This is a genomic window from Chitinimonas arctica, assembly GCF_007431345.1.
Lineage (GTDB): Bacteria > Pseudomonadota > Gammaproteobacteria > Burkholderiales > Chitinimonadaceae > Chitinimonas > Chitinimonas arctica.
The window spans coordinates 3440616-3466624 of record NZ_CP041730.1 but is presented as its reverse complement, the minus strand read 5'-3'; the positions used below and the strand labels follow the sequence as shown (position 1 = coordinate 3466624).

At 59.8% G+C, this 26009-nt stretch carries 23 protein-coding genes and 2 tRNA genes; 4 read left to right on the top strand and 21 right to left on the bottom strand.

Annotated elements, in window-relative coordinates:
- Positions 1-88 precede the first annotated feature (88 nt).
- Positions 89-1714 carry a VRR-NUC domain-containing protein gene (locus FNU76_RS15680; protein WP_144279065.1) on the top strand — a complete coding sequence of 542 codons (1626 nt, stop codon included), beginning with the start codon at positions 89-91 and terminating at the stop codon, positions 1712-1714.
- Entirely contained in the window at positions 1711-3981 is a 2271-nt protein-coding gene (locus FNU76_RS15675) for an ATP-dependent DNA helicase (RefSeq protein WP_144279064.1), read from the top strand. The genes FNU76_RS15680 and FNU76_RS15675 overlap by 4 nt, the downstream gene beginning before the upstream one ends.
- Here FNU76_RS15675 and FNU76_RS15670 read toward each other — a convergent pair whose 3' ends face one another.
- Positions 3982-4494, bottom strand: a complete 513-nt coding sequence (locus FNU76_RS15670; protein WP_144279063.1) for a hypothetical protein — start codon at positions 4492-4494, stop codon at positions 3982-3984.
- Positions 4495-4809: 315 nt separating this feature from the next.
- Complete coding sequence (locus FNU76_RS15665) at positions 4810-4968, bottom strand: DUF3309 family protein (RefSeq protein ID WP_144279062.1); 159 nt, start codon at positions 4966-4968, stop codon at positions 4810-4812.
- Positions 4969-5528: 560 nt separating this feature from the next.
- Between FNU76_RS15665 and FNU76_RS15660 the strand changes: the two genes are divergently transcribed.
- Both FNU76_RS15660 and FNU76_RS15655 read left to right on the top strand, forming a co-directional pair.
- Positions 5529-6038 (top strand): hypothetical protein, encoded by a 510-nt coding sequence (locus tag FNU76_RS15660; RefSeq protein WP_144279061.1) that lies wholly within the window; start codon positions 5529-5531, stop codon positions 6036-6038.
- 625 nt (positions 6039-6663) lie between these two features.
- Positions 6664-7479 (top strand): DUF817 domain-containing protein, encoded by an 816-nt coding sequence (locus FNU76_RS15655; protein WP_223879046.1) that lies wholly within the window; start codon positions 6664-6666, stop codon positions 7477-7479.
- 97 nt (positions 7480-7576) lie between these two features.
- On the opposite strand, the gene FNU76_RS15650 is transcribed toward FNU76_RS15655, so the two are convergent.
- The 19 genes from FNU76_RS15650 to nuoG all read right to left on the bottom strand — a co-directional run bounded on the left by FNU76_RS15650 (position 7577) and on the right by nuoG (position 25957).
- Positions 7577-7653 (bottom strand) — tRNA-Pro (locus FNU76_RS15650).
- A 47-nt stretch (positions 7654-7700) separates the two neighbouring features.
- Positions 7701-8114, bottom strand: a complete 414-nt coding sequence (locus tag FNU76_RS15645) for a MerR family transcriptional regulator (RefSeq protein ID WP_308418560.1) — start codon at positions 8112-8114, stop codon at positions 7701-7703.
- On the bottom strand, positions 8083-8397 hold the full coding sequence (locus tag FNU76_RS15640; protein WP_144280706.1) for an integration host factor subunit alpha: 315 nt from the start codon (positions 8395-8397) through the stop codon (positions 8083-8085). Before FNU76_RS15640 ends, FNU76_RS15645 begins: the two co-directional genes overlap by 32 nt.
- Before the next feature lie 37 nt (positions 8398-8434).
- Positions 8435-10798, bottom strand: a complete 2364-nt coding sequence (gene pheT / locus FNU76_RS15635; protein ID WP_144279059.1) for a phenylalanine--tRNA ligase subunit beta — start codon at positions 10796-10798, stop codon at positions 8435-8437.
- Positions 10799-10895: 97 nt separating this feature from the next.
- Positions 10896-11894: a phenylalanine--tRNA ligase subunit alpha gene (gene pheS / locus FNU76_RS15630; RefSeq protein ID WP_144279058.1), complete on the bottom strand. Its 999-nt coding sequence runs from the start codon at positions 11892-11894 to the stop codon at positions 10896-10898.
- A gap of 140 nt (positions 11895-12034) precedes the next feature.
- Positions 12035-12394: a 50S ribosomal protein L20 gene (rplT, locus tag FNU76_RS15625; RefSeq protein ID WP_144279057.1), complete on the bottom strand. Its 360-nt coding sequence runs from the start codon at positions 12392-12394 to the stop codon at positions 12035-12037.
- A 22-nt stretch (positions 12395-12416) separates the two neighbouring features.
- Positions 12417-12617 (bottom strand): 50S ribosomal protein L35, encoded by a 201-nt coding sequence (gene rpmI, locus FNU76_RS15620; protein ID WP_028445459.1) that lies wholly within the window; start codon positions 12615-12617, stop codon positions 12417-12419.
- Between the two features lie 149 nt (positions 12618-12766).
- The gene (infC, locus tag FNU76_RS15615) at positions 12767-13303 is read right to left on the bottom strand and encodes a translation initiation factor IF-3 (protein ID WP_308418559.1); all 537 of its coding nucleotides are present in this window, start codon (positions 13301-13303) and stop codon (positions 12767-12769) included.
- Positions 13304-13372: 69 nt separating this feature from the next.
- Positions 13373-15271, bottom strand: coding sequence for a threonine--tRNA ligase (thrS, locus tag FNU76_RS15610; RefSeq protein ID WP_144279056.1), 1899 nt, complete (start codon positions 15269-15271; stop codon positions 13373-13375).
- A gap of 170 nt (positions 15272-15441) precedes the next feature.
- A tRNA-Val gene (locus FNU76_RS15605) sits at positions 15442-15518 on the bottom strand.
- Positions 15519-15589: 71 nt separating this feature from the next.
- The gene (locus tag FNU76_RS15600; RefSeq protein WP_223879044.1) at positions 15590-15874 is read right to left on the bottom strand and encodes a DUF2818 family protein; all 285 of its coding nucleotides are present in this window, start codon (positions 15872-15874) and stop codon (positions 15590-15592) included.
- 14 nt (positions 15875-15888) lie between these two features.
- Positions 15889-17343 (bottom strand): NADH-quinone oxidoreductase subunit NuoN, encoded by a 1455-nt coding sequence (gene nuoN, locus FNU76_RS15595; RefSeq protein ID WP_144279054.1) that lies wholly within the window; start codon positions 17341-17343, stop codon positions 15889-15891.
- Between the two features lie 34 nt (positions 17344-17377).
- Positions 17378-18874 (bottom strand): NADH-quinone oxidoreductase subunit M, encoded by a 1497-nt coding sequence (locus tag FNU76_RS15590; RefSeq protein ID WP_144279053.1) that lies wholly within the window; start codon positions 18872-18874, stop codon positions 17378-17380.
- Between the two features lie 51 nt (positions 18875-18925).
- Positions 18926-20980: an NADH-quinone oxidoreductase subunit L gene (gene nuoL / locus FNU76_RS15585; protein WP_144279052.1), complete on the bottom strand. Its 2055-nt coding sequence runs from the start codon at positions 20978-20980 to the stop codon at positions 18926-18928.
- 79 nt (positions 20981-21059) lie between these two features.
- A complete protein-coding gene (gene nuoK / locus FNU76_RS15580) occupies positions 21060-21362 on the bottom strand; it encodes an NADH-quinone oxidoreductase subunit NuoK (RefSeq protein WP_144279051.1) in 303 nt (100 codons plus the stop codon).
- A gap of 15 nt (positions 21363-21377) precedes the next feature.
- Positions 21378-22028: an NADH-quinone oxidoreductase subunit J gene (locus FNU76_RS15575; protein WP_144279050.1), complete on the bottom strand. Its 651-nt coding sequence runs from the start codon at positions 22026-22028 to the stop codon at positions 21378-21380.
- Positions 22029-22058: 30 nt separating this feature from the next.
- Positions 22059-22538, bottom strand: a complete 480-nt coding sequence (gene nuoI / locus FNU76_RS15570) for an NADH-quinone oxidoreductase subunit NuoI (RefSeq protein WP_444542086.1) — start codon at positions 22536-22538, stop codon at positions 22059-22061.
- A 19-nt stretch (positions 22539-22557) separates the two neighbouring features.
- Positions 22558-23616, bottom strand: a complete 1059-nt coding sequence (gene nuoH, locus FNU76_RS15565; protein WP_144279048.1) for an NADH-quinone oxidoreductase subunit NuoH — start codon at positions 23614-23616, stop codon at positions 22558-22560.
- A gap of 10 nt (positions 23617-23626) precedes the next feature.
- Positions 23627-25957 (bottom strand): NADH-quinone oxidoreductase subunit NuoG, encoded by a 2331-nt coding sequence (gene nuoG / locus FNU76_RS15560; protein ID WP_144279047.1) that lies wholly within the window; start codon positions 25955-25957, stop codon positions 23627-23629.
- Between the last annotated feature and the right edge of the window lie 52 nt (positions 25958-26009).

The following is a 26009-nucleotide window of genomic DNA, read 5'->3' as shown; positions in this document are numbered from 1 at the left end:
GACACGCCGGTTTTTCGTTTTACCAACGGGCTTGCCAGGTGAACGTTCGTTCCCTCAGAATGATTCATCGCCGTCTACGTTTCCGTTCATGCGCCCCGACCATCCCCGTCCGTTCTACTACCTGGACAACTTCCGCTTGGCCCTGGACTGGATCGCCCAGCGGTACGGGGATCTGTTGCTGGACGAAGAACAGCGCTTTCTGGACGACTTCGCCCAGCTGCCTAATCCTGCCCAGGCCATGCTGGTCCGCATGATGATGCGCAAGGGAGAGTTGTTCCGGCACGGCAAACTCCGTTACGAGGAGATCGGCGACACGACTGCCGCCGTGGCGCCGCTGATCGCGCTGGGATGGCTGGACGCGGAACCGCAGCTAAGCCTGGCACAATTGTTTGGCCTGCTTACCAAGCCGGAATTGGCGCTCACCTTTGCGGCCGCACGCTCCGCGCAACGCAAGCTCGAGCAACTCGCCAGCCTGGCGCCACTGCACCCTGAGCCCAGGAGCTTGCGCAGCTGGTCTCCGCAATTGGATGACTTGGTCTATCGGCTCACGATTCGCCCGCTGCTCGCCCGCTTGCAATGGATGTTCTTCGGCAATGCCAGACAGGATTGGTCGGAATTCGTGCTGGCCGACCTGGCCATCCTTGTCTACGAGCCGGTCGCCTTTCCGGCTGACGCGCGCGGATTCTCCTCTCGCGCGCAGCTCGACTTTTATGCCGCCCTGCTCGCCTGCCGCCAACGTCTTGACGAGGGCGAATGTCCCGCCATCGTCTTGGCGGATGTACAAACCCTGCAGTGCGAATCCGATTGGTTGCGCTCCCGCCGAGGGAAGCTGCTGTTCACATTGGCACAGGCCTTGGAGCGGACCGGTCAATTCTACTCCGCCATGGCCGCCTATCGCGATTGCAACTATCCCGGCGCGGCCTTCCGGCTGGCGCGGGTGCTGGAGCAATCCAACCGGCATGCGGAAGCCCAAAACTTTATCTCCGCGCACCTGGATGCGGGCTGTAGCGAGCAGGATCGCCAGCAATTGGATCGCCTGCGGCCCAGATTGGCGCGGCGTCTGGGCTTGCCCCACGAGCGCCCCACTGCGCCCACGCTCCCCAAGCAGTCCTTATGCCTACCCCGCCCCACGCAGCAGGTGGAGCTAGCGGTGCGCGACCATCTTCATCAAGCAACAGCACCGGTCCACTACGTCGAAAACCTGCTCCTGAACGGTCTGTTTGGCCTATTGTGCTGGCCTGCCATCTTCGCACCTCTCCCCGGCGCCTTCTTTCATCCCTTTCAAACAGGCCCTGCCGACCTTGGCAGCCCACACTTTCATTCCCGCCGGCAGGGCCTTTTCGACGATTGCCTGGCCGAACTGGATAACGAACGCTACCGCGCCACCATTCCGGCGCGCTTTCGCGCCAAACAGGGCATCCAGAATCCCTTCGTGCACTGGCCAGCACTTAATGAAGATCTACTGGCGCTCGCCCTGCATTGCATCCCCGCCGCCCATCTCGGCCTGATCTTCCGGCGCATGCTGCAGGACCTGCCCGGCAATCGGGCCGGCTTGCCCGATCTGGTGCAATTCTGGCCAGCCGAACAGCGCTACGCCTTGATCGAGGTAAAGGGTCCCGGTGATCGCTTGCAGGACAACCAGACACGTTGGCTCCGCTACTTCCTCGCCCATGGTGTGGAAGTACAGGTCTATTACGTGAGCTGGCTGGAATGAGCTATCGCATCGCCGTCAGGGAGCTATGCGAGTTCTCCGCCAAGCATGGCGACCTGGATCTGCGCTTCACGCCTGCCCCCACGGCGGAGGAAGGCATGGCGGGCCATCTCAGCGTCAGCAAGCAGCGCACGGGCGATTACCGCAGCGAAGTCGCGCTATCCGGCACGCACGGCGCATTGACCGTCCGGGGTCGCTGCGACGGCTACGATGCGGATCGGCAGCGCGTGGAGGAGATCAAGACCTACCGAGGCGAACTGGCTGCCATGCCGGACAACCATCGTCAGTTGCACTGGGCGCAAGCGAGGGTCTATGCCTGCCTGCTATGCCGGCAACTGGGCTTGCCGGCCATCCAGGTGGGGCTGGTCTATTACCATGTCGATCGCCAGCATGAAACCTTATTGCTGGAAGATTGGCAGGCGGACGGGCTGGAACAGTTTTTCGGCTCGCTCTGCGATCGATTCCTGGCCTGGGCCGAGGCGCAATTGCGGCACCGGGCGGAACGTGACACCTATCTGACGGACCTCGCCTTTCCCTTCGGCGCGCTTCATGCGGGACAACGGCAACTGGCCGAATCGGTCTACCGGGGAGCTCGTCTGGGACGCCCCTTGCTGGCGGAGGCGCCGACAGGCGTAGGCAAAACCCTGGGCACCCTGTTTCCCTTGCTCAAGGCCATGCCCGCGAGCGGCCACGACAAGATCTACTTTCTCTCCGCCAAGACGCCTGGCCGTCAATTGGCGCTCGATGCGCTAAGCAAGCTGCGCCAGGAAGGCACCCCGCTCCGTGTGCTGGAGTTGACTGCCCGCGATAAGGCCTGCGTGCATCCCGATCGTGCCTGTCATGGCGAAGCCTGCCCCTTGGCAAGAGGTTTCTATGACCGCCTGCCGGTGGCGCGCGCGGCGGCGGTGGAACACGGCTTACTGGATCGGAGCACGCTGCAGGCGGTGGCGCAAACCCACGCGGTCTGCCCTTATTACCTGAGCCAGGACTTGGTGCGATGGGTGGATGTGGTGGTCGGCGACTACAACTATTACTTCGACTTTACCGCCTTATTGCACGGTTTACGTGTCGCCAACGAATGGCGGGTAGGTGTGCTGGTAGACGAAGCACACAATCTGGTGGACCGTGGCCGTGCCATGTATAGCGCCGAATTGGACAGCAGCCATCTGGTCGCGCTGCGCCAGCGCAAACTGCCGGAGCTGAAGGGGCCATTGCAGAAACTGGCGCGAGCCTGGCGCCAATTCGAAGCAGCCCAGCAAACACCTTACCAAGCCTATGCCGAACCACCCGGTTCGCTGCTTGCCGTGCTGCAGCAGGCGGGCAAGGCCATCATCGACTATCTGAACGCCCAGCCCATGGTGCTGGATGCACCGCTGTTACGCTTCTATTTCGACTTGACGCACTTCCTGCGCCTGGCTGAAAGCTTCGGTCCGCACTCCGTCTTCGACCAGAGCAATCGACCCGGCGGAAAAGGCCGCAAGCACAGTACGATTTGCCTACGGAATTTCGTCCCGGCGCCCTTTCTCGGCCCACGGCTGGCAAGCGCACACAGCTACGTACTGTTCTCCGCCACCCTTAGCCCAGCCGACTATTACTGCGGCATGCTGGGCATGCCGACCGACACACCCCGCCTGACGGTGGAATCTCCTTTCAGGGCGGAACAACTGACGGTGCACTTGATTTCACAGGTCTCCACCCGCTACCGGGACCGCGACGCTTCTCGACAACCCATTGCCACCCTGATCGCCCGGCAATATCGGCAACTGCCGGGCAATTATCTGGCCTTTTTCAGCAGCTTCGATTACCTGAAAGAGATCGCGGACGAGCTTGCCAAACAGGCCGTGGAAATTCCGCAATGGCGGCAGTCGCGCCAAATGGATGAATTGGCCCGGGCCGCTTTTCTGGAAAGATTTCGACTGTCCTCCCAGGGCATAGGATTCGCCGTACTGGGCGGGGCCTTTGCCGAAGGCGTCGATCTACCGGGCGAGCAATTGATCGGCGCCTTTGTCGCCACCCTGGGCTTACCGCAATTCAATCCGGTCAATGAACAGCGGCGCGAATGCCTGCATGCGTTGTTCGGACGAGGCCAGGACTACGCCTATCTATACCCCGGCCTGCAAAAGGTCGTGCAAGCGGCCGGCCGGGTGATCCGCAGTCCAACGGACCGCGGCGTGCTCTATCTGATAGACGACCGTTATGCCGACCCTAAGGTGCGCCGGCTGTTACCCGGCTGGTGGCATGTCGAGACCGACGGCGCCGGCCAAGGCTGATCACGCCGTGCGGGCTTCGATATAACGCAACAGCTGGTCACCCTGGCTCAGGGTCATGCAAATGGCCAGCTCCTTCGGTAATGTCCCGCCACTTAGCGTCAAATGAAGGCGATCGTCACTGCCGATCTCGCTAAAGATATCTTCCACCGCATAGGGCGTGCTCAGCAACATGTCGTCCTCCGGCGCAGGTAAGGGATAGTCCATTTCGAGGATCTCGCCGACATATTCGCGACGCGCATGATCGGCATATTTGCGCAGCACCGGCCGCAAAAAACCAATCTGGCCATGACTCAAACCTAGAGCCCAGGCGCCTTTTTCCAGATCCAGCTTCAGCAACAGGGCGCCTTGCTCGGGCCGATCGGTAGACAATGCCGTGAGCGAACGTACCGGGGCGGTTCCCGCACCTGTCTCCGTATAGAGCACGGCGCCACTGGAGGGTCCGAATGCCTGCGCCGTTCTTGAGAAGTCCTGCTGCGACGAGTTGGTGTGCTTGCTCATGATGGTCACCTTCATTTTTTATCGTTGTGAAGAGTCTGTCTGAACGAGAAAAAGCGAATACCGTGCCAAGACAAAATCTACCTACACGCTCCCTGCTGCCTTACACGACTACATCACGCTGCCCGGGATGCCACGAGAACGATATGAATTAATTGGAAGATGGTAGAGCTGTACACGCTTACCCTCTTCCAGCCCCACTTGCTGTGCTGACTTCAACAACCATGTCGAAATTACTACTGAGGGTTGTATCGTTTCCCGGCTGCCACTATCGGATTCAGGACATCGAATAGCTGTTCGCTCTCCCGAAGCGACAGCGGCATGCCGGCCTCCTCAAATTCGACCCATCAGCACCAATACAACCAGGACGACGACCACCAGGCCCAGGCCGCCGCTGGGGCCATAACCCCAGTTGCGGCTATGCGGCCAGGTGGGAAAGGCGCCGATCAGCACCAAGATCAATACGATCAATAACAGGGTACCCAAGCTCATCGCTATCTCCTTCATATGTGGCTGGAAAGCCATCGTTCGTCCGTCGGACAGGACCACGGCGCGAGACCTAGGCGGCGCAAGGCAGGGACCCGGAATACCGCTTATTTACAGCAACGTACGTGCCCGCCGACGCGCGGCCAGGGCTATGCGGACGGATTCAATATTTAGCGTAAGGGCTTGAATTTTGACGGCTGAGCCGGCAACCTAAGCAGGAGAGGAAAGCCCGCGTTATCCCCTTTTCGAGGGCGCCTCTCGGACTTATGGCAGCAATAACGAGAAACCGCGAGGCACCCTGAACGGCCGCCATCGTGGCCGGAGGGAACGATGCCATCAGGCCGACAAGCCTGGGACATCGAAGGCCTAACGAATTCCGTGTTCGTCCTGACTTTAGCCCGCTTCCATGCGGGCTAAATTTCATTGTGCGGCTTGCGCCGACGCATATATAGCAAAATCCCGTAGCCATATTTAGTTTCCGAAAGTCACGTAATGCAGACACGGGGCACGTATAAACCCAGTCAATCCAAGCTATTAAATCTATTTACGGGGAAGCACCTACAATCATGCGTACACCACCGCCCAGCGACAGATATGTCCCGGATTACGACATCATCAGCATTAACCAGGGCTATACCGAAGCCAGCACTTCACCGAATTCCTATACACCCTTGCTCGATTTCTGCTCGGGTTCAACCATTCCATTGAAAAATGCAGCTAGCGCACTTGAAAATGTTGAACTCAATGAGGCCGAGGCAAAAAAAAGAAATGTCGATTTATCAAAAAAAACCTTTGTCGGCATGGCACTAGGCGCCGGCATTTCCACATGCGTGGCAGCCGGCTCAAGCATACTTCACCGGGTGTTATGCACGGATGCATGCTCCACTACGCTGAAACGGGCGTATGCCATAACCGAGCTCACATCCTATTCATCGACGGTGTTATTTTTAATCTTGGCGGGGTTCACCTTTTTATGGTGGCGGGATATGAAGGCACAGGAACAGGATCACGACTCCTCCCGCTATTCCTGGATTGCCGGGCCGATATGTTTTGGATTTCGCGGATCCAAAGCCTGATTGCACGGACGACGTGGAGGAAGGAGGGCCTTCGATAAGAGGAAAGCCTCCCGTCGTCAGCGTAGTTAGCAAGCAGAGTGCCGAACCGGTTTCCGGCGAATAACAGGTCGGGACAACAGAAGACTATCAATAGTAGTAGGTCGCAATCGCTTGAATTTATTGAGTAAAACGCGCACGCTCGCCAAGAGCAAAACGCTTGCGTTCCCCCTCCGCGCAAGCGCATCGCTCGATTGTTCGCCATGATGAGAATTCGCGAAGCTAGTTAGCTGCGGTATTTGCGACCAAAGGGATAGAAATACACACACCTAGTGGACAGACGTAATTCAAGCCGGAAATGCCTGCCTCCTGGCGCAGCCCTCCCTGGTAGTGGGCTGCCTTTCTCTTGCCCGCCCTTTTACCGCCCATCGAATTTCCCGCGACAAGCCCCTTGCAGGCAAAGTCGCAATTTGACCAAGGCCGTCGGCGTTGAAGCACAGTAAAATGCTGGTAGCACAGTGTGGAACGATAGCCACCGCCAGGCGGTGGATGCCAACACCGCGTCCGCACTGAAGATCGGGCGAAGCACGCCGAACACCGCTACCAGAGTAAAGAATACATGCCGTTGACGTTGATCGACCGGAGCCTGATGGCGTCCCACACACGCCACGGCCTGACCGGCATGGCGCGCTTTCTGGCCGAGTTTTGGTACTTCGGCATCAAGGAAGCGCGAGCCTGCCTGTTCGTCGGCTTGTTCTTCGCCGCGGTATTTCTGCTGCCACGCAGCGGCGTGCTGGGCGTACCCCGCTATGACGTGTTATTGATCGTCGCCGTGGGGATACAGCTAGCGATGGTGGCGACCAAGCTGGAAACCCTCGACGAGTTGAAGGCTGTTTGTCTGTTCCATATCGTCGGTTTTGTGCTGGAGGTATTCAAGACTTCCGCCGGCATCAAATCCTGGGCTTATACCGACTACGGCTACACCAAGCTGTTCGGCGTCCCGCTATTTTCCGGTTTTATGTATGCCTCGGTCGGCAGTTACATCATTCAGGCCTGGCGCCTGTTTGATCTACGCATTCGCCACCATCCGCCGTACTGGATGGCAGCCCTGGCGGCACTGGCGATCTATATCAATTTTTTTACCCATCACTATATCGGCGACTATCGCTGGTATGTCGCGGCTTGCGCCCTGGGCTTGTATGCGCGTACCACGGTGGTATTCCGCCCGCTGGACCGTGATCGGCAGATGCCCTTATTGCTGGCCTTTGTGCTGATAGGCTTGTTTATCTGGCTAGCGGAAAACATCAGCACCCTCTTCGGCATCTGGAAGTATCCCAACCAGATGGGTGCCTGGTCGCTTGTGCATATCGGCAAATGGAGTTCCTGGTCCTTGCTGGTGATCATGAGTTTCACCATGATCGCCAATCTCAAGCACATCAAGGAAAAGATCCACGTGCCCGAGTAATTGGCATGGTGTGGATTCGGGCAGCAGGACGTTGACCTCGCCCAAATACAAAACCGGCCAGGGATTGGATCCCTGGCCGGTCTGGTACTGCTATTTCTGGTCGGAGTGAAAGGATTCGAACCTTCGACCCCTTGCACCCCATGCAAGTGCGCTACCGGGCTGCGCCACACTCCGACTCGAAGGAGGCGGATTATACCCGACTTTTTCCTTCTGACAAGCACCTACGCCGCAAGAAAATCACGCAGCGAAAGCAGTTCCTTGCGGATCAGTGACATACGATCGCTAGCCGCGATCACGGCCTCGGCTTCGAGTTCGAGCGTTTCGGCGAGATTGGTTTCGCCGTGCTCGGCCGCATCCATGGCTTGGTGTTCGAGCCGGTTGCGGGCGCCACTGATGGTAAAGCCTTCTTCGTACAGCAGCGTGCGGATACGGCGCACCAACAGCACCTCATGATGCTGGTAGTAGCGTCGGTTGCCGCGCCGCTTGACGGGCCGCAACTGGGTGAATTCCTGCTCCCAGTAACGCAGCACGTGCGGTTTTACCCCGCAAAGTTCGCTGACCTCACCAATGGTGAAGTAGCGCTTGGCGGGAATGGGCGGCAGTTCATGCCGCGGTAAGGAGCTTTCCATCTGCATAGTTGTCTTCCACCATGCCCTTCAATTTTTGGCTGGCATGGAAAGTAACCACACGCCGGGCGGAGATCGGGATCTCCTCTCCGGTCTTGGGGTTACGGCCTGGACGCTGCGGCTTGTCGCGCAGCTGGAAGTTACCGAAACCGGAGAGCTTGACGCTCTCGCCGGTTTCGAGCGACTGGCGGATCTCTTCGAAGAAGGCCTCCACCATGTCCTTGGCTTCACGTTTGTTCAGGCCGACCTTATCGAAAAGTAGATCGGCCAATTCAGCTTTAGTCAGAGTCAATGTCATGATTTTTGGTACGGAATACGTCGCATGGGGCCTAGCTGCGGAGCTGTGCCTGGACGTGTTGTTGCAGCGCGGCGACGAGCTGGGAAACGGCAGAATCGATGTCTGAATCCGAAAGCGTTTTCTGAGTATCTTGTAATATCACCTTGAATGCAAGGCTCTTTTTCCCTTCCGGCACACCTGCGCCACGGTAGACATCGAAGCCCTCGATCGCTGTGACAATGCTTGACTTTGCCGTTGCCATGGCGTCCAGCACGGTCTGGTACTGCACCGCGTCATCGACCACGAAAGCCAGGTCGCGCCGTACCGGCTGGAATTTGGAAACGGACTGGGCACTGGTCAATTGGCGCGCGGTCAAGACCGCCAGATCGAGTTCGAACAGGACGGGCGCAGCTGGCAGATCGTAGCTTTGCACCCATTTTGGATGTAGTTCACCCAGCACGCCGATGACTTTGCCATCCACGATGACGTTGGCGCAGCGGCCAGGATGACAGGCTGGATGTTCGGCTTTCTCGAACCGGGCCGTCAGCGGCGCCAGCAAGGCCTCGACATCCGCCTTCATATCATAGAAATCCACCCGCACCGACTTGGCGCCCCACTGCTCCGGCAGGCGCGGACCATAGGCCAGCGCCGCGATCTTCTCCGGCTGTTGCGTGGGTTCCACGCCGTGGAAAACGCGTGCGGCTTCGAACAGGCGCACTCGCTCCTGCTTGCGATTCAGATTGGTCACCAAGGTGCTGACCAAGCCGCCGATCAAGCTGGAGCGCATCACGCTCATCTGGCTGGCAATGGGGTTCAACAAGCGCACGGGCGCGGTATTGCCGGCGAAATCCGCTTCCCACTTTTCTTCGACGAAAGCGTAGCTGACGATTTCCTGATAATCGCGAGCGGCCAGGGCGAGCTTGACGACCAGGGCCGGGCGGACCTTGCCGTCCTGCTTGAGCATGGACTGGGCAGCCAAGGGCGGACGGGTAGGCACATTGTCGTAGCCGTACAAGCGGGCCACTTCTTCGATCAGGTCTTCCTCGATACAGATATCGAAGCGATAGCTGGGCGGGGTGACCGTCAACAGCTCGCCTTGCTGCACCACGCCCAGGCCCAACTTGCGCAGCATGGCAACGATTTCGTCACCGCTCAGGGCGATACCCAGCACGCGGGCGACCCGGCTAACGCGCAGATTGACCGGCGGGCGGGCCGGCAGCTCGGCCAAGGCCTCGCTGATGGGGCCGGCCTGGCCGCCGCAGATTTCGAGCACCAGGGCGGTAGCACGCTCCAGCGCGGCACGGCAGTTGCCGAAATCGACGCCGCGCTCGAAACGATGGCTGGAATCCGAACCGAAGCCAAGCCGACGGGATTTGCCGGCGATGATGGCGGGCGCGAAGTAGGCGGATTCCAGGAAGACATCCCGGGTCTCGCCCACCTGCACGGAACTGGCCTGGCCGCCCATGATGCCGGCCAGCGCCAGCGGGCCGCCGTCGTCCGCGATCACCAGCATGTCGGCTTCCAGCGCAATCGTCTTGCCGTTCAGCAGCTCCAGCTGCTCTCCGGCGGTGGCGAAACGCACCACGATCTCACCCTGCAACCTGGCCTGGTCAAAGGCGTGCATGGGCTGGCCCTGTTCCAACAAAACATAGTTGGTGATATCGACCAGGGCGGAGATGGAGCGGATACCGCTGCGTTCCAGCCGGCGTTTCATCCAGTCCGGCGTCGCGGCGCCGGCGTTGACTTGGCGTACCACCCGGCCGGCATAGCGCGGACAGGCATCGCCCGCCGCCAGGCGTACGCCGCGCTTTTCATCATGCGAGGGCGTCGCCGCCGTAATGGCCACTGGGGTAGCCGCTGCGCCGGTGAGGGCGGAGACTTCGCGGGCGATGCCGCCGAGGCTCAGGCAATCGGCGCGATTGGGTGTCAGCTTGAGGGTCAGGACGCGGTCATCGAGCTGGTAGTAGTCGCGGAAGTCCTTACCGACCGGCGCATCGGCCGGCAACAGCAGCAGGCCGTCGCTCTCTTCGCTGACGCCCAGCTCGCGAGCCGAACACAGCATGCCGAAGCTTTCTACACCGCGCAGCTTGGCTGCCTTGATCTTGAAATCGCCCGGCAGGGTGGCGCCTACCAAGGCGCAAGGGATTTTCACGCCAACCGCGACATTGGGCGCACCGCAGACGATCTGCAGGGGCTCGCCGCCCAGGCCGGCATCGACCTTGCAGACGTTGAGCTTTTCGGCGTTTTCGTGCTTGCGCACTTCCAGTACTTGCGCCACCACCACGCCGTCGAATGCGGCAGCGGCGGCTTCGTTGTCTTCTACTTCCAGGCCGGCCATGGTGAGCAGCTCGGCCAGCTGCGCGTTATCCAGCGCCGGGTTGACCAACTCGCGCAGCCAATTTTCGGAGAATTTCATGCTTTTATCCCTGTATGGGAGCGGTGCCGCCCAGATCCAGCGCGACACCGGCAGCTATATCAATCAGAAATACTGATCTCGGAGACCCTAGCTTTGTTCAGCGGAACTGGCCGAGAAAGCCCAGGTCGTTGTCGAAGAAGAGACGCAGATCGTTCACGCCGTAATACAGCATGGCGAAACGATCCAGACCGATGCCAAAGGCAAAGCCGGTGTACTTCTCGGGATCGATGCCGACATTGCGCAGCACATTCGGATGCACCATGCCGCAACCGCCCACTTCCAGCCAACCGCGTTCGCCCAGCACATCGACTTCGGCCGACGTTTCGGTAAAGGGGAAAAAGGATGGGCGGAACCGCACTTGCAGGTCGTCGCGCTCGAAGAAGCGGCGCAGGAACTCGCTCATGGTCGCCTTGAGATCGGCGAAGCTGACGCCCTCGGCAACCCACAGGCCTTCCATCTGGTGGAACATGGGCGAATGGGTAGCATCGGAATCGACCCGATAGACTCGGCCAGGCGCCACGATCTTGATGGGCGGCTGGTGGTCCTGCATATAGCGGACCTGGATGGGGCTGGTGTGCGTACGCAGTACCAATGGCTCGGCGGCGGCGCCACCATCCACGTAGAAGGTATCCTGCATCGAGCGGGCGGGGTGATCCTTGGGCGTGTTGAGCGCCTCGAAGTTGTGCCAGTCACCTTCGATTTCGGGGCCGTCGGCCACTTCGAAACCCATGGACTGGAACAGGGCGACAATGCGCTCCTTCACCAGGGTGACAGGGTGCAGGCCACCGGCCTGCTGCCCACGGCCGGGCAGGGAAACATCGAGCGCTTCGGCGGCAAGTTGCCTGGCCAGCTGGGCGGCCGCCATCGCTTCACGGCAACCGGTGAGCGCCTGCTCGAATGCCGTCTTGGCCTGGTTGATCACGGCACCCTGGCTACGCTTTTCTTCCGGCGGCAGGGCGGCGAGCTGCTTGAGCAGATCGGTCAAGGCGCCCGACTTACCCAGGTAGCGCGCCTTGACGTTTTCCAGCTCGTTCGGATCCTGTGTCGCCGCAAGTGCGGCCAGGCCCTCATCTAGAATGGCTTGGACATTGCCCATATTGCATCACTCCTCATCAACGCTGGCGATGGGTTCTCGATCTGAAAATCCATGGCTAGCGGCCCGTTGCGTACAGGCAGGCATGCTCGGCGGGACAAAAAAAGGGAGGCTCGCGCCTCCCTTTTTCAGCTACCGGTAGCTCAGGCTGGAAGACTGGCCTTGGCTTGCGCAAAAATCTGCGCAAACGCGGCTTTGTCAAACACAGCCAGATCGGCCAGCACTTTACGATCGATCGAGATCGAAGCGCGCTTCACGCCGTTCATGAACTTGCTGTAGCTCAGACCCAATTCACGCGAAGCCGCGTTGATACGGGCGATCCACAGCTGACGGAATTGACGCTTACGTTGACGACGGTCACGGTAAGCGTATTGACCGGCTTTCATCACCGCCTGTTTGGCGATGCGATAGACGTTTTTACGACGACCGCGGTAACCCTTGGCAAGGGCTAAAACTTTTTTATGGCGAGCGCGGGCTGTTACACCACGTTTGACGCGAGGCATGGTTTATTCCTTTCCGAGAAGATTAGGCAGCGTACGGCAGCATGGCGCGCACGGAAGCCATATTGGTCGGGTGAACCATGGTCGTGCCACGCAGCTGGCGCTTGTTCTTGGTCGTCTTCTTGGTCAGGATGTGGCGCTTGAACGCTTTGGAGCGCTTGACGCCGCCATTACCCAATACCTTGAGGCGCTTTTTTGCGCTCGATTTGGTTTTCATCTTCGGCATGACGTACTCCGTATTGCCTAGTTGGATTTGGCGCTGGGCGGCGGAAACCGCGCTTAATACCCAACACCACTTTTTTGCGAAAAATTTCGCTTACTGCAACAAGTGACACCGCTTGCGCGGTACCAGGGCTTGCCGCCACCCTGTATGCGTCAGATCTTCTTCTTGGGCGCCAACATCATGACCATCTGGCGGCCTTCGAGCTTCGGGAACTGCTCGACCACGGCCAATTCGCCGAGATCCGCCTCCACCCGCTTCAATTGCGCCATACCAATCTCTTGGTGGGCCATTTCACGACCACGGAAACGCAACGTCAACTTGACCTTGTCGCCTTCTTCCATGAATCGGACGACGTTGCGCAGCTTGACCTGGTAATCGTTCTCGTCGGTGCCCGGACGGAATTTGACTTCCTTGATCTGGACTTGCTTCACCTTCAGCTTTTGCTCGTGCCGCTTCTTGCTTTCACGGTACTTGAACTTACCGTAATCCATCATGCGACAGACGGGTGGCACAGCATTCGGCGCGATCTCGACCAGGTCGACCTCACGCTCTTCCGCCATACGCAATGCCTCAGCCAGGCTAACAATACCCAGCTGTTCACCTTCTTCGTCGTTCAGACGGATCTCGCGGGCGGTGATTTCGCCATTGATCCGGGGCTCTTTGTCCTGAGCGATAGCGCTTACTCCCAAGTAAAAAATGAAAACCGTGCGGCCCGGTTAAAACGGCCTCGTATTGCAACGAGGCCGTCGGACGCGGAACTAGATCATTTCGGATTTCCAGCGTGCTACTAGTGCTTCGACCGTCATCTGACCTAGATCCTCGCCACCGCGGGAACGCACGGCAACTAATCCTGCAGCTTTTTCCTTATCGCCCACTACAAGCTGATAAGGCAACTTTTGTAAGCTATGTTCCCGTATTTTATAGCTAATTTTGTCATTCCTCAAGTCCGACTCAACGCGGAAGCCTTGCAGCTTGAGCGATTCGGTCACCTCCTGCGCGTAATCGGCCTGATGTTCGCTGATACTCATCACTGCGGCCTGCACGGGCGCCAGCCAAACCGGGAAGGCGCCAGCATGGTTTTCGATCAGAATCCCGAGAAAACGTTCCATCGATCCGACAATGGCACGATGCAACATCACCGGACGGTGGCGGGCGTTATCCTCGCCTACGTACTCGGCATTCAGACGCTCCGGCAGCACGAAGTCCAGCTGCAGCGTACCGCACTGCCAGGAGCGGCCCAGCGCGTCCTTGATGTGGTATTCGACCTTGGGGCCGTAGAAGGCCCCCTCGCCCGGCAACTCTTCCCATTCCACGCCACAGGCCCGCAGCGCCTCGCGCAGGCCATTCTCGGCCTTGTCCCAGGTCTCGTCCGTGCCGGCGCGCTTCTCGGGCCGCAGGCTGAGCTTGACCGCCACATTGTCGAAACCGAAATCGCGGTAGACCGACATGGCCAGCTCGTTGAAGGCCTTCGACTCGCTTACGACCTGCCCCTCGGTACAGAAGATGTGGGCATCGTCCTGCACGAAGCCGCGCACCCGCATGATGCCGTGCAAGGCACCGGACGGCTCATTGCGATGGCAGGCGCCGAATTCCGCCAGGCGCATGGGCAGATCGCGGTAGGAACGCAGGCCGTTGTTGAACACCTGCACATGGCCCGGGCAGTTCATCGGCTTGACGGCGTAATCGCGCTTTTCCGATTCCGTGACAAACATGTTCTCGCGGTAGTTCTCCCAGTGGCCGGACCGCTCCCACAAGGCACGATCCATCACCATGGGCGTACGGATCTCCTGGTAGCCTGCAATGGTCAGGCGGCGGCGCATGTATTGCTCGACCGATTGCCACAGGCTCCAGCCCTTGGGATGCCAGAACACCATGCCAGGCGCCTCGTCCTGCAGATGGAACAGGTCCAGCTGCTTGCCCAGCTTGCGGTGATCGCGCTTTTCGGCCTCTTCCAGCATATGCAGGTACTGGTCCAGATCTTCCTTCTTGGCCCAGGCGGTGCCGTAGATACGCTGCAGCATCTCGTTGCGGCTATCGCCGCGCCAGTAGGCGCCCGCCAGCTTCATCAGCTTGAAGACCTTGAGCTTGCCCGTGGACGGCACGTGCGGACCGCGGCAAAGGTCGGTGAACTCGCCCTCGCGGTACAGCGACAGCGCCTGGTCGGCGGGAATGCTCTCGATGATCTCGGCCTTGTACTTCTCGCCTATGCCCTTGAAGTAGGCAACCGCCTCGTCGCGCGACAATTCGTAGCGCTCGACCGGAATATCGCGCTTGGCCAGCTCGGCCATCTTCTTTTCGATCGCCACCAGGTCTTCGGGCGTAAACGGACGCTTATAGGCGAAATCGTAGAAGAAGCCATGCTCGATCACCGGGCCGATGGTGACCTGGGCATCCGGGAACAGTTCTTTAACCGCATAGGCCAGCAAATGCGCCGTGGAATGGCGGATCACTTCCAGGCCATCGGCGTCCTTGTCGGTGACGATAGCCAGCTGAACATCGGTTTCAATCAGGAAGGAGGTATCAACCAGCTTGCCGTCGACCTTGCCAGCCAGCGCGGCGCGGGCCAGGCCGGTACCGATACTGGCGGCAACTTCAGCGACACGCACGGGTTGGTCGAAACTGCGCTGGGAGCCATCGGGGAGCGTGACAATTGGCATTGCATTCCACCTTTGCGATTGATAGTGCGAACGGTACGGACGAAAAAAAAGAGTGCGACCTAGGTCGCACTCTTTTTTCGAACAGACAACTTCCGAAATGCCGACTCAGGCCAGATTAAGAGAGCCGGTAGTAGTAGTTCGGAAGGACATTTTTGTCTGCTCCATTGTGTTGGTAGGCGCGATTGGACTCGAACCAACGACCCCCACCATGTCAAGGTGGTGCTCTAACCAGCTGAGCTACGCGCCTGAAGAGCTGCGCATTCTAGGGAAACATTCCTTGTTTGGCAAGCACTCGTGCAAAACTTTTTTAAAACCTTGTTACATGCCCGGCTTACGCCAGAGAAAACGCAGTACAAAACCCGGGTAAGCGGCCACCACGAACAGGGCAAAGGTGGACGCATAGAAGGGCCAGCGCTGCTGGTGTACCGGGCCGAGGCGGCCTTCCAGCCATATCCCCAGCAAGCCTACCACACCATACAGCAGCAGCAATTCCAGCAGCCGCCAGCCCAAGGCCTTGCCGGTGGCGGGCGCGGGCCAGATAAACAGCCTGCGCTCCACCATGAACGGCAAATTGGCGGCCAGGGCCGCCAATCCGAGATACATGATCAATGCCGTGTTCACAGCAGACCCAGGCTTTGCCGTACCGATTCGTAGCACAGCTGCAGCAGTCTATCTGGCATAAAGCCGAGGCCCAGGATGGCCAGACAGTTCAGCGACAGCAGCACGCGCATATCGGGTTTGACGGCAATGGGGGTGGCATCGAGCGGCTCGTCCATGAACATCAGTTTGACCACCCGCAGGTAGTAGAAAGCACCGACCAGGGAGAACAGCACCGCCACCACCGCCAGCGGGACCATATCGCGCTCGACGATGGCCTGCACCACGGCCAGCTTGGCGAAGAAGCCGGCAAACACGGGAATACCCGCCATGGAGAACATCACCATCAGCATCATGCCGGCGAACCAGGGGCTGCGCTGGGCCAAGCCCTTGAGATCGGCCAGGCGCTCGGCTTCGAAGCCCTGGCGCGACAGCAGCAAGATAATGCCGAAGCCGGCGACCGCCATGATGGCGTAAACGATGGCGTAGAACATGGCAGCCGAATAACCCTGCACCGTGCCGGCCAGAATGCCCAGCAGCAGGAAGCCCATGTGCGAGATGGTGGAATAGGCCAGCATGCGCTTCAGATTGGTCTGCGCGATCGCGGCAATGTTACCGACCGCGATGGACAACACGGCCAGGATCACCAGCATGTTCGACCAATCGCTCATCAGGCCCGGCAGGCCCTGCACCAGCAGGCGCATCACGAAGGCGAAGGCAGCCAGCTTGGGAGCGGAACCGATCAGCAGGGTCACCGCGGTCGGCGAGCCTTGGTAGACGTCCGGCACCCACATATGGAAAGGCACATTACCCAGCTTGAAGCCGATACCGGTGACGATAAAGATCAGGCCGAACACCAACAGGGTATGGTTGGCGGTACCCAGGGCGATCTTATGGGCGATGGCGTGGATGTCCAGGCTGCCGGTGGCGCCGTAGATCATGGACATGCCGTACAGCAACATGCCGGATGCCAGCGCGCCAAGCACGAAGTACTTCATGGCGGCTTCGGTCGCGACTTGCGAATCGCGCGGCAGGGCCACCAGGGCGTAGAGCGACAAGGACAGCAGTTCCAGACCGACATACAGGGTCAACAGATTGGTGGACGAAGCCATCACCATCATGCCGAGCAGGGCGAACAGCGTCAGCGTGAACAACTCGCCACGGTAGATCTGCCGCGCTGCCGCGTAGCTGCGGCTGTAGGCCAGCATCAGCGCGATGGCGACATACATGCCGACCTTGAGCACATCGGACATGGCATCGGCCACGAACATGCCGCTGAAGGCCGCGCGCGGCGTCCAGCTAAAGCCATGTATGGTCAACACCGCGCTGCCGAGCAAGGCCAGCAGCGACAAGGCGTAGGTGATATCGCGTTGATCGTCCTTGATGAACAGATCGATCAACAGGATGGCCGAGGTCGCACAGAGCAACCAGATTTCCGGCAGTGCGGCGACCAGATTCAAACTAGCGAGCGTCATTCTTGTTCAATCCCGTATTCTGTGTCGGCGCTTATCAAGGCAGCTTGGTCTGTTTGACGTGCGAGATCAGCGAATCGACGCTGGTATGCATCTTTTCGGTGAATGCCTGCGGATAGAGACCCATGCCGAGTACGGCAACAGCCAATACCGTCAAGACGGCGATTTCACGCGGGTTGATATCCTGCAACTTGGCAACCTGTTCATTGGCCACTTCGCCAAAGATCACCCGCTTGTACATCCACAGCGTGTAGCTGGCGCCGAACACCAGCGTGGTGGCGGCGGCAAAGGCATACCAGAAGTTCACCTTGACGGCCGCGATGATGACCATGAATTCACCGACGAAGCCGGAGGTCGCCGGCAAACCGGAGTTGGCCATGGCGAACAGCAGCGAGAACGCGGCGAATTTGGGCATGGTATTGGCCACGCCGCCGTAGTCGGCGATCTTGCGGCTATGCACCCGGTCATACATCACGCCGATGCAGAAGAACATGGCGGCGGAAACAAAGCCGTGCGAGATCATCTGGACCAGCGCGCCTTCGATACCGAAGCTGGTCGGTGCACCGTCGATCAGCATAAAGAAGCCCAGGGTGACAAAACCCATGTGCGAGATCGACGAATAAGCCACCAGCTTCTTCATATCGGTTTGAACCAGCGCAACCAGACCGATATAGACCACCGCGACCAGCGACAGCGCGATGATGATCCAGCCGTACTCGCGCGCGGCATCCGGGGCGATAGGAAGGGCGAACCGCAGGAAACCATAAGCACCCAGCTTGAGGGTAATGGCCGCCAGCACCATGGAACCGCCGGTCGGCGCTTCCACGTGGGCATCGGGCAACCAGGTGTGCACCGGAAACATCGGTACCTTGACGGCGAAGGCAAAGAAGAACGCAATCATCAGGTAGCCCTGCGCCGCCATGGGCAGTGCCACACGCTGGAAGTCGCTGATCTCGAAGCTTTTGCCGGTCTGGAAATACAGGTAGATAAAGGCGACCAGCAGCAGCAGGGAGCCCATCAGGGTGTAGAGGAACAGCTTGATGGCGGCGTACACGCGGTTCTGTCCGCCCCATACGCCGACGATCAGGTACAGCGGAATCAGCATCGCTTCAAAGAACACGTAGAACAGCATCGCGTCCATGGCGGCGAAAGCGCCGTTGATCAGGCCCGACATGATCAGGAAGGCGGCCATGTACTGCGACACCCGCTCCTTGATCACTTCCCAGCCCGCCACCACCACCAGCAAGGTGGTAAAGGCGTTCAGCATGACGAAGAACATGGACAGGCCGTCCACGCCAAGATGGTAATTGACGTTGAAGGACGGAATCCAGGGCAGCATTTCCTCGAACTGTGCGCCGCCATGCAGCGGCGCGAACTCGGTATAGAGCGGAATGGTGACCAGGAAACCCAGCAAAGCGCCAACCAAGGCCATTCCACGTGCCAGCACCGCATTGCGGTCGCCGCCGGTTGCCAGCACGAAGAGGCCGGATACGATCGGCACCCAGATCGCCAGACTCAACAGATGTTCAGACATATCCACCCTTACCTACCCGAATGTGTTTTCTTTAAGCGCGTCAGCACAAGATCAATGAGGAACCGCGAATTTGCCCAGCCATAACGGCAGGCCCAGCCATAACGTCAGCAGCAGCAATGCGCCGAAGATCATGGCGAAGGCGTAGTGATAGATGTAGCCGGTCTGCAAGCGGCGAACCAGGCCGGCGATCGCGCCTACCAATTTTGCCGAACCATTGACCAGCAGACCATCGATCAACACCGTATCGCCGGCCTTCCAGAACACCTTGCCCAGGCCCCGGCCCAGCGCCGCGAAACCTTGGATATACAGGTGATCCATGTAGTACTTGTTTTCCAGCAGGGTGTAGATCGGGCCGCACTTGGCCTTGATCGCGGCGGGAATATCGGGGCGCTTCATATAGAAGAACCAGGATACCGCCACGCCAGCCAGCGCCAGCCAGAAAGGCAGTGTCGTGAGGGCGTGCAGCCCCATGCCGACCGCGCCGTGGAACTCCTTGCCGAGCTCCTGCATGACCGGGTGCAGATCGCTGTAGATCACACCCTTGAAGAATTCGCCGTAGAGCATCGGTTCGATGGCGAAGAAACCGATCAGCACCGAAGGGATGGCCAGCAACACCAGCGGCAAGGTGACCACCCACGGGGTTTCGTGCGGCTTGTCGTTCGGGCCTAGGCCATGATGATGCTCGTCGTCGTGATGGGCATCGTCGTGATGGTGCGCATCCGCGTGGCCATCCTTCTTCATCCAGCGTTCCGGGCCATGGAAGACCAGGAAGTACATCCGGAAGGAATAGAAGGCCGTGACGAACACGCCGATGACCACGGCTGCATATGCGAAGCCGGCTGCCGGCAGATGCGAGGCATGCACGGCTTCGATGATGGAGTCCTTGGAATAGAAGCCGGACAGGAAAGGCGTTCCGATCAGTGCCAGCGAACCCAGCAGCGACGTGATCCAGGTGATGGGCATGTATTTGCGCAGACCACCCATATTGCGGATGTCCTGGTCGTGGTGCATGCCGATGATCACCGAGCCGGCGCCAAGGAACAGCAAGGCCTTGAAGAAAGCGTGGGTCATCAGGTGGAACACCGCCACCGAGTAGGCCGAGGCGCCCAGGGCGACCGTCATATAGCCGAGCTGCGACAGGGTCGAATAGGCCACCACCCGCTTGATGTCGTTCTGGATAATGCCCAGGAAGCCCATGAACAGCGCGGTGATGGAACCGATCACCATGATGAAGTTCAGCGCGGTATCGGACAGTTCGAACAGCGGCGACATGCGCGCCACCATGAAGATACCGGCCGTCACCATGGTGGCGGCGTGGATCAGCGCGGAAATCGGGGTCGGGCCTTCCATCGAATCGGGCAGCCAGACATGGAGCGGGAACTGTGCCGACTTACCCATCGCGCCGATAAACAGCAGGATGCAGGTAACGGTCAGCAGCGACCAGCTGGTGCCGGGCAACAGGCTGACAGTGGCGTTCTTCAAGGCCGGCGCGTTGGCGAACACATCGGCGTAATAGAAGGAACCGAAGTGGGCCAGCACCATGCCGATGCCCAGCAGGAAGCCGAAGTCACCCACCCGATTGACCAGGAAGGCCTTCAGGTTGGCGAAGATGGCGGTCGGCTTCTTGAACCAGAAACCGATCAGCAGGTAGGAAACCAGGCCCACCGCTTCCCAGCCGAAGAACAGCTGCACGAAGTTGTTCGCCATCACCAGCATCAGCATGGAGAAGGTGAACAGCGAGATATAGCTGAAGAAGCGCTGGTAGCCGGGATCTTCGCTCATATAGCCGATGGTGTAGATATGCACCATCAGCGAAACGAAGGTCACCACCACCATCATCATGGCGGTCAGCTTATCGACCAGGAAGCCCACGGAGACATCCAGGCCATCCACCGTCAACCAGGTGTAGACGTTGCCGTTATAGGCGGCGCCGCCATTGACCAGGTCGAGCAGGACGTGGATGGAGCCGACGCACGAGGCCGCCACGCCAAGAATGGTGACCCAATGCGCTCCGGTTCGGCCGATGGCGCGGCCGAACAGGCCGGCCACGATGGCACCGAAGAGCGGGAACAGGGCAATCAGCAGGTAGAGCGTTGGTTTATCCATGTTTTCGCACAGGCTGGTTCTTGTTAGGTCGTCGGACTCTGATCGACTTGAAACTGAATACGGTTCGGAAAGCGGCTCGCTAGCCCTTCAGGCTGTCGAGGTCTTCCACGTTGATCGAGCGCTTGTTACGGAACAGCACGACCAGGATGGCCAGGCCGATAGCCGATTCGGCGGCCGCCACGGTCAGGATGAAGAAGACGAAGATCTGGCCGGCGACATCGCCGGAGAACTTGGAAAACGCCACGAAGTTCATATTGACGGCCAGCAGCATCAATTCGATGGCCATCAACAACACGATCACGTTCTTGCGGTTCATGAAGATGCCGAACACCGAGATCGCAAACAGGATCGCGGCCAGCACAAGGTAATGGGTCAGGCTCATGGACTCTTATCCCGTTCAGGCAGCAGGTTTTTGTTCAGCATCGGCAGCGGCGGCCGGCTCCGGCGCTTCCACTTCCGCCGACATCTTGACGATGCGAATACGGTCCGCCTTCTTGACCTTGATCTGGTCGGCGGGATTGATGTACTTGGTGTTCTTGCGGCGACGCAAGGTCAGCGAGATGGCGGCGATGATGGCCACCAGCAGCAGGACCGCGGCCAGCTCGAACGGCAGCAGGTAATCGGTATAGATCGGTACGCCCAGCTGCTTGATATTGGATACGCCCTCCGGCAGCGGCGCGACGGTATCGAAATTGGCCAGGCCACTGCTCTTGGCCACCAGCACCAGCACCATCTCGGCCGCCATCAGGCAGGCGACGACGGCGGCGACCGGGAAGAAGTTCCAGAAACCCTTGCGCAGTTCCTCGAAATTGATGTCCAGCATCATCACGACGAACAGGAACAACACCATCACCGCGCCGACATACACCAGCACCAGCGAGATGGCGAGGAACTCGGCCTCGATCAACATCCACAGCACCGCCCCCGTGAAGAAGGACAGCACCAGGCTCAGTGCGGCATGCACCGGGTTCTTGGCGGTAATCACGCGCAATGCCGAAGCGATCAGGATCGCGGCAAACACGTAGAAGATAATGGTAGAGATGGTCATGGCAGCCAGTTCGGTCGTTGTACTTATGCCCTAGCGATATTTCGCATCGGCTTCGCGATTCTTTGCGATCTCGGCTTCGTATTTATCGCCCACGGCCAGCAGCATGGGCTTGGTAAAGTACAGATCGCCACGCTTTTCGCCGTGGTATTCCAATACATGCGTCTCCACGATGGCATCGACCGGGCAGGCTTCTTCGCAAAAACCGCAGAAGATGCACTTGGTCAGGTCGATATCGTAGCGCGAGGTGCGGCGGGTGCCGTCATCGCGGACTTCCGATTCGATGGTGATGGCCACCGCCGGGCAAACGGCTTCGCACAGCTTACAGGCAATGCAGCGCTCCTCGCCGTTGGCGTAGCGGCGTTGCGCATGCAGGCCACGAAAGCGCGGGCTGTAGGGCGTCTTTTCTTCCGGAAACTGCACGGTGATCTTGCGCTGGAAGAAATGCCGTCCCGTCAGCGCGAGACCCTTCACCAGTTCGAGCAACAGGAAGGTTTTGAAGAAATTCTGAATCTTTTCCATGGTTTTCGGCTTACCACAACGAATACGGGGTTTGCATCCAGGCAGCCACCACGACGATCCATACGAGCGTCACGGGGATGAATACCTTCCAGCCCAGCCGCATCAGCTGGTCATAGCGATAACGCGGGAAGGTGGCGCGGAACCAAAGGAACAGGAACATCACGAACGACATCTTGGCGAACAGCCAGAGGAAGCTGGACGCGCCCAAAATGCCCCACGAAGCCGGGAATGGCGACAGCCAACCGCCGAGGAACATGATGGAGGTCATCGCCCCGATCAACCACATATTGGCGTATTCACCGAGGAAGAACAGGGCGAACGACATACCGGAGTATTCGATCATGTGGCCGGCCACGATTTCCGATTCGCCTTCCGCCACGTCGAACGGTGCGCGGTTGGTTTCGGCCACGCCGGAGATCAGGTACACCAGGAACAGCGGGAACAAGGGAATCAGGTTCCACGACAGCACGGAACCGCCGGCCATGCCGCGTCCTTGCTGGTTGACGATTTCGGTCAGGTTCAGGCTGCCCGACACCATCAGTACGCCGACCAGGGCGAAACCCATGGCCAGTTCGTAGGAAATCACCTGGGCCGAGGCACGCAGGGCACCCAGGAAGGCGTATTTGGAATTGGACGCCCAACCGGCCACGATAATGCCGTACACACCGATCGAGGTGATCGCCATCACATACAGCAGGCCGGCATTGACATCGGCCAGCACCAGGCCCGGCGCGAAGGGAATCACCGCCCAGGCGGCCAGCGAAGGCGCCAACACCATGATCGGCGCCAGGAAGAACAGGCCGGTGGAAGCGGCGCTGGGGGAAATGATTTCCTTCAGCAGCAGCTTGATACCGTCGGCGATCGGTTGCAGCAGGCCATACGGACCCACCCGGTTCGGACCGATCCGGATCTGCATGTAGCCGATGACCTTGCGCTCGGCAAGCGTCAGGTAGGCCACGGCGATAAACACCGGTGCCACGATCAATACGATCTTCAGCAGCGACCAGGCCAGCAAGCCCAGGGTCGGTCCCAGCAGGGAGAGGAAGCCGTTATGCAGCGCGTCTATCATCGTCTTCTCCTCAGGCGCGCGTCAGTTGGATGGGGGCGAACATCGCGCCGAGCGCGACGGTGGCCGGGTGGGCCGCGGCAATCCGTACCACACCGTCAGCCAAGCCCTGGTCCAAGGCGGCAAGGAAAACCGCTTCACCTTCGCCTTGCTTGACACGGACCGAGTCGCCGGCGGCAATGCCCAGCTGCGCGGCGGTCGCGGCCGACAGGCCAACCACCGGCGCGGCGGCATCGCGGGTCTTTTGCAGCGAAGGGGCGCGGCGTACCAGGGCATCCGCCTGGTAGATCGGCACTTCACCCAGCCGTACCAGGCCCTGCCCGGCCGGCTGTGCGACAAACGCCACGGCGTTCACTGCGTTGTTCAGTTTGGCGGCGATGGTCTCGTCGCCTTGCGGCAAGGCGGCCTTGCGCACGGCTTCGGCGCTGTCGAAGCCAAAGCCTTCCAGCCCCAGCAGATTACCCAGCACGCGTAGCACCTTCCAACCCGGGCGGCTATCGCCTTGCGGCTTGACCACGCCGTTAAAGGTTTGCAGCTTGCCTTCCATGTTCACGAAGCTACCGGCGGTTTCCGAGAACGGCGTGATCGGCAGCAGCACATCGGCGTAGTCCAGCGCGCCATGCTTGAAGGCCGACAGGGCGACGACCATCTCGGCTTGCTGCACGGCGGCCAGCGCAGCCTGCGAATCGTGGCTGTCCAGCTCGACTTCGGTATTGAACAGCAGGAAGGCCTTGCGCGGCTTGGCGTAGGCATCGGCCAAGGCGGTCAGGCCGAGCGCCTGGGCACCGACGCTATTGGCGGCTTCGGCCATCCAGCCAAAGGTGGCGCCGGTAGCGGCGGCCAATTGCGCGGCCAAACCGGCCAATTCGGCGGCACGGGGATGATGCGCTGCCAGGTTGCCGAACAGGATGGCGGCACGCCCGCCTTCGGCTGCAGCGGCATCGCTGAGTTGCTGTGCCATGGCGCGGGCGCTCTCGCCCACTTCCAAGGCAGCCAGCTCGACCGGCACGGCCTCGCCCTTGGCTTCCAGCGCGGCCTTCAGCACGGTGGCCAGGCTTTCCGCCAGTTGGTCGGGTCGAACGATCTGCTTGGCGCTGACGGCACACAGCAGCGCGTCGTCCATCGAATTGATCAGCGACAGCTTCATGCCGCGTTTCGCTGCCTGACGCAGGCGTTGCGCCAGGAGCGGCTGTTCCTTGCGCAGGGTGGCGCCGACGACGAGCACGGCCTTGGCCTGCAGCAGGTCGGCGATGGACTGGCCCAGCCAGGCCGCGCCCTGTTGAGCGGCGGCCAGGCGGATATCGCCCTGGCGAGGGCCTACGCCGGCCTGACCCAAGCCCAGCGCGGTACTCAATTTATTGAGCAGGAATAGCTCTTCGACCGTCGAATGCGGTGTCGCCAGCGCAGCGACGGCATCGGTACCGTACTCGCCGATAATCGACTTGAGGCCATTGCCGACATATTCCAGCGCCGACTGCCAGTCGGTTTCGATCCACTTGCCGCCTTGCTTGAGCATGGGCTTGGTCAGGCGCGAGTCGCTATTGAGCGCCTCGTAGGCAAAACGGTCGCGGTCGGCGATCCAGCATTCGTTGATATTTTCGTTTTCCAGCGGCAAGACGCGCATCACGCGGTCGCTCTTGACCTGCACGATCAGGTTGCTGCCCAGGCCGTCATGCGGGCTGACGCTCTTGCGGCGCGACAGCTCCCAGGTACGGGCGGTATAGCGGAAAGGCTTGGAGGTCAACGCGCCGACCGGACACAGGTCGATCACATTGCCGGAAATTTCGGAATCCACCGTCATGCCGATAAAGGACATGATTTCGGAATGTTCGCCACGGCCGGCCATACCCATTTCCTGCAGGCCGGCGACTTCTTCGGTGAAGCGTACGCAACGGGTGCAATGGATGCAGCGGGTCATGTCGGTGGAGATCAGCGGTCCAAGGTCCTTATTGCTGACCACGCGCTTTTCTTCCTCATAACGCGAGGACGAGGCGCCGTAACCGACGGCCAGATCCTGCAGCTGGCATTCGCCGCCCTGGTCGCAGATCGGGCAATCCAGCGGGTGATTGATCAGCAGGAATTCCATCACGCCTTGCTGGGCCTTCACCGCCATATCCGAATGGGTGAACACCTTCATGCCGTCATTGACCGGCGTGGCGCAGGCGGGCAGTGGCTTGGGGGCCTTCTCGACCTGCACGAGACACATGCGGCAGTTCGCTGCGATCGACAATTTCTTGTGATAGCAGAAGTGCGGGATGTGGGTGCCGATGGAACGAGCGGCCTCAATGACCGTGGTGCCATTGGGAACCGTTAGTTTGGTACCGTCGATTTCGATTTCAAGCATGATCGGGCTGCCCGAGCTTTCGTCTGTGCGTTACGGGTGGCGGGTAAAGAGG

Bases quoted from the DNA above. Each gene is read 5' to 3' on its own strand.
- thrS (WP_144279056.1), bottom strand. From the start codon at position 15,271: ATGCCAATTGTCACGCTCCCCGATGGCTCCCAGCGCAGTTTCGACCAA.
- pheS (WP_144279058.1), bottom strand. From the start codon at position 11,894: ATGGGCAATGTCCAAGCCATTCTAGATGAGGGCCTGGCCGCACTTGCG.
- nuoL (WP_144279052.1), bottom strand. From the start codon at position 20,980: ATGGATAAACCAACGCTCTACCTGCTGATTGCCCTGTTCCCGCTCTTC.
- FNU76_RS15665 (WP_144279062.1), bottom strand. From the start codon at position 4,968: ATGAGCTTGGGTACCCTGTTATTGATCGTATTGATCTTGGTGCTGATC.
- FNU76_RS15675 (WP_144279064.1), top strand. From the start codon at position 1,711: ATGAGCTATCGCATCGCCGTCAGGGAGCTATGCGAGTTCTCCGCCAAG.
- nuoH (WP_144279048.1), bottom strand. From the start codon at position 23,616: ATGATAGACGCGCTGCATAACGGCTTCCTCTCCCTGCTGGGACCGACC.
- FNU76_RS15655 (WP_223879046.1), top strand. From the start codon at position 6,664: ATGGCGTCCCACACACGCCACGGCCTGACCGGCATGGCGCGCTTTCTG.
- FNU76_RS15590 (WP_144279053.1), bottom strand. From the start codon at position 18,874: ATGTCTGAACATCTGTTGAGTCTGGCGATCTGGGTGCCGATCGTATCC.
- nuoN (WP_144279054.1), bottom strand. From the start codon at position 17,343: ATGACGCTCGCTAGTTTGAATCTGGTCGCCGCACTGCCGGAAATCTGG.
- pheT (WP_144279059.1), bottom strand. From the start codon at position 10,798: ATGAAATTCTCCGAAAATTGGCTGCGCGAGTTGGTCAACCCGGCGCTG.
- FNU76_RS15670 (WP_144279063.1), bottom strand. From the start codon at position 4,494: ATGAAGGTGACCATCATGAGCAAGCACACCAACTCGTCGCAGCAGGAC.
- rplT (WP_144279057.1), bottom strand. From the start codon at position 12,394: ATGCCTCGCGTCAAACGTGGTGTAACAGCCCGCGCTCGCCATAAAAAA.
- nuoK (WP_144279051.1), bottom strand. From the start codon at position 21,362: ATGAGCCTGACCCATTACCTTGTGCTGGCCGCGATCCTGTTTGCGATC.
- FNU76_RS15680 (WP_144279065.1), top strand. From the start codon at position 89: ATGCGCCCCGACCATCCCCGTCCGTTCTACTACCTGGACAACTTCCGC.
- FNU76_RS15645 (WP_308418560.1), bottom strand. From the start codon at position 8,114: ATGCAGATGGAAAGCTCCTTACCGCGGCATGAACTGCCGCCCATTCCC.
- FNU76_RS15575 (WP_144279050.1), bottom strand. From the start codon at position 22,028: ATGACCATCTCTACCATTATCTTCTACGTGTTTGCCGCGATCCTGATC.
- rpmI (WP_028445459.1), bottom strand. From the start codon at position 12,617: ATGCCGAAGATGAAAACCAAATCGAGCGCAAAAAAGCGCCTCAAGGTA.
- FNU76_RS15660 (WP_144279061.1), top strand. From the start codon at position 5,529: ATGCGTACACCACCGCCCAGCGACAGATATGTCCCGGATTACGACATC.
- nuoG (WP_144279047.1), bottom strand. From the start codon at position 25,957: ATGCTTGAAATCGAAATCGACGGTACCAAACTAACGGTTCCCAATGGC.
- FNU76_RS15600 (WP_223879044.1), bottom strand. From the start codon at position 15,874: ATGTATCTCGGATTGGCGGCCCTGGCCGCCAATTTGCCGTTCATGGTG.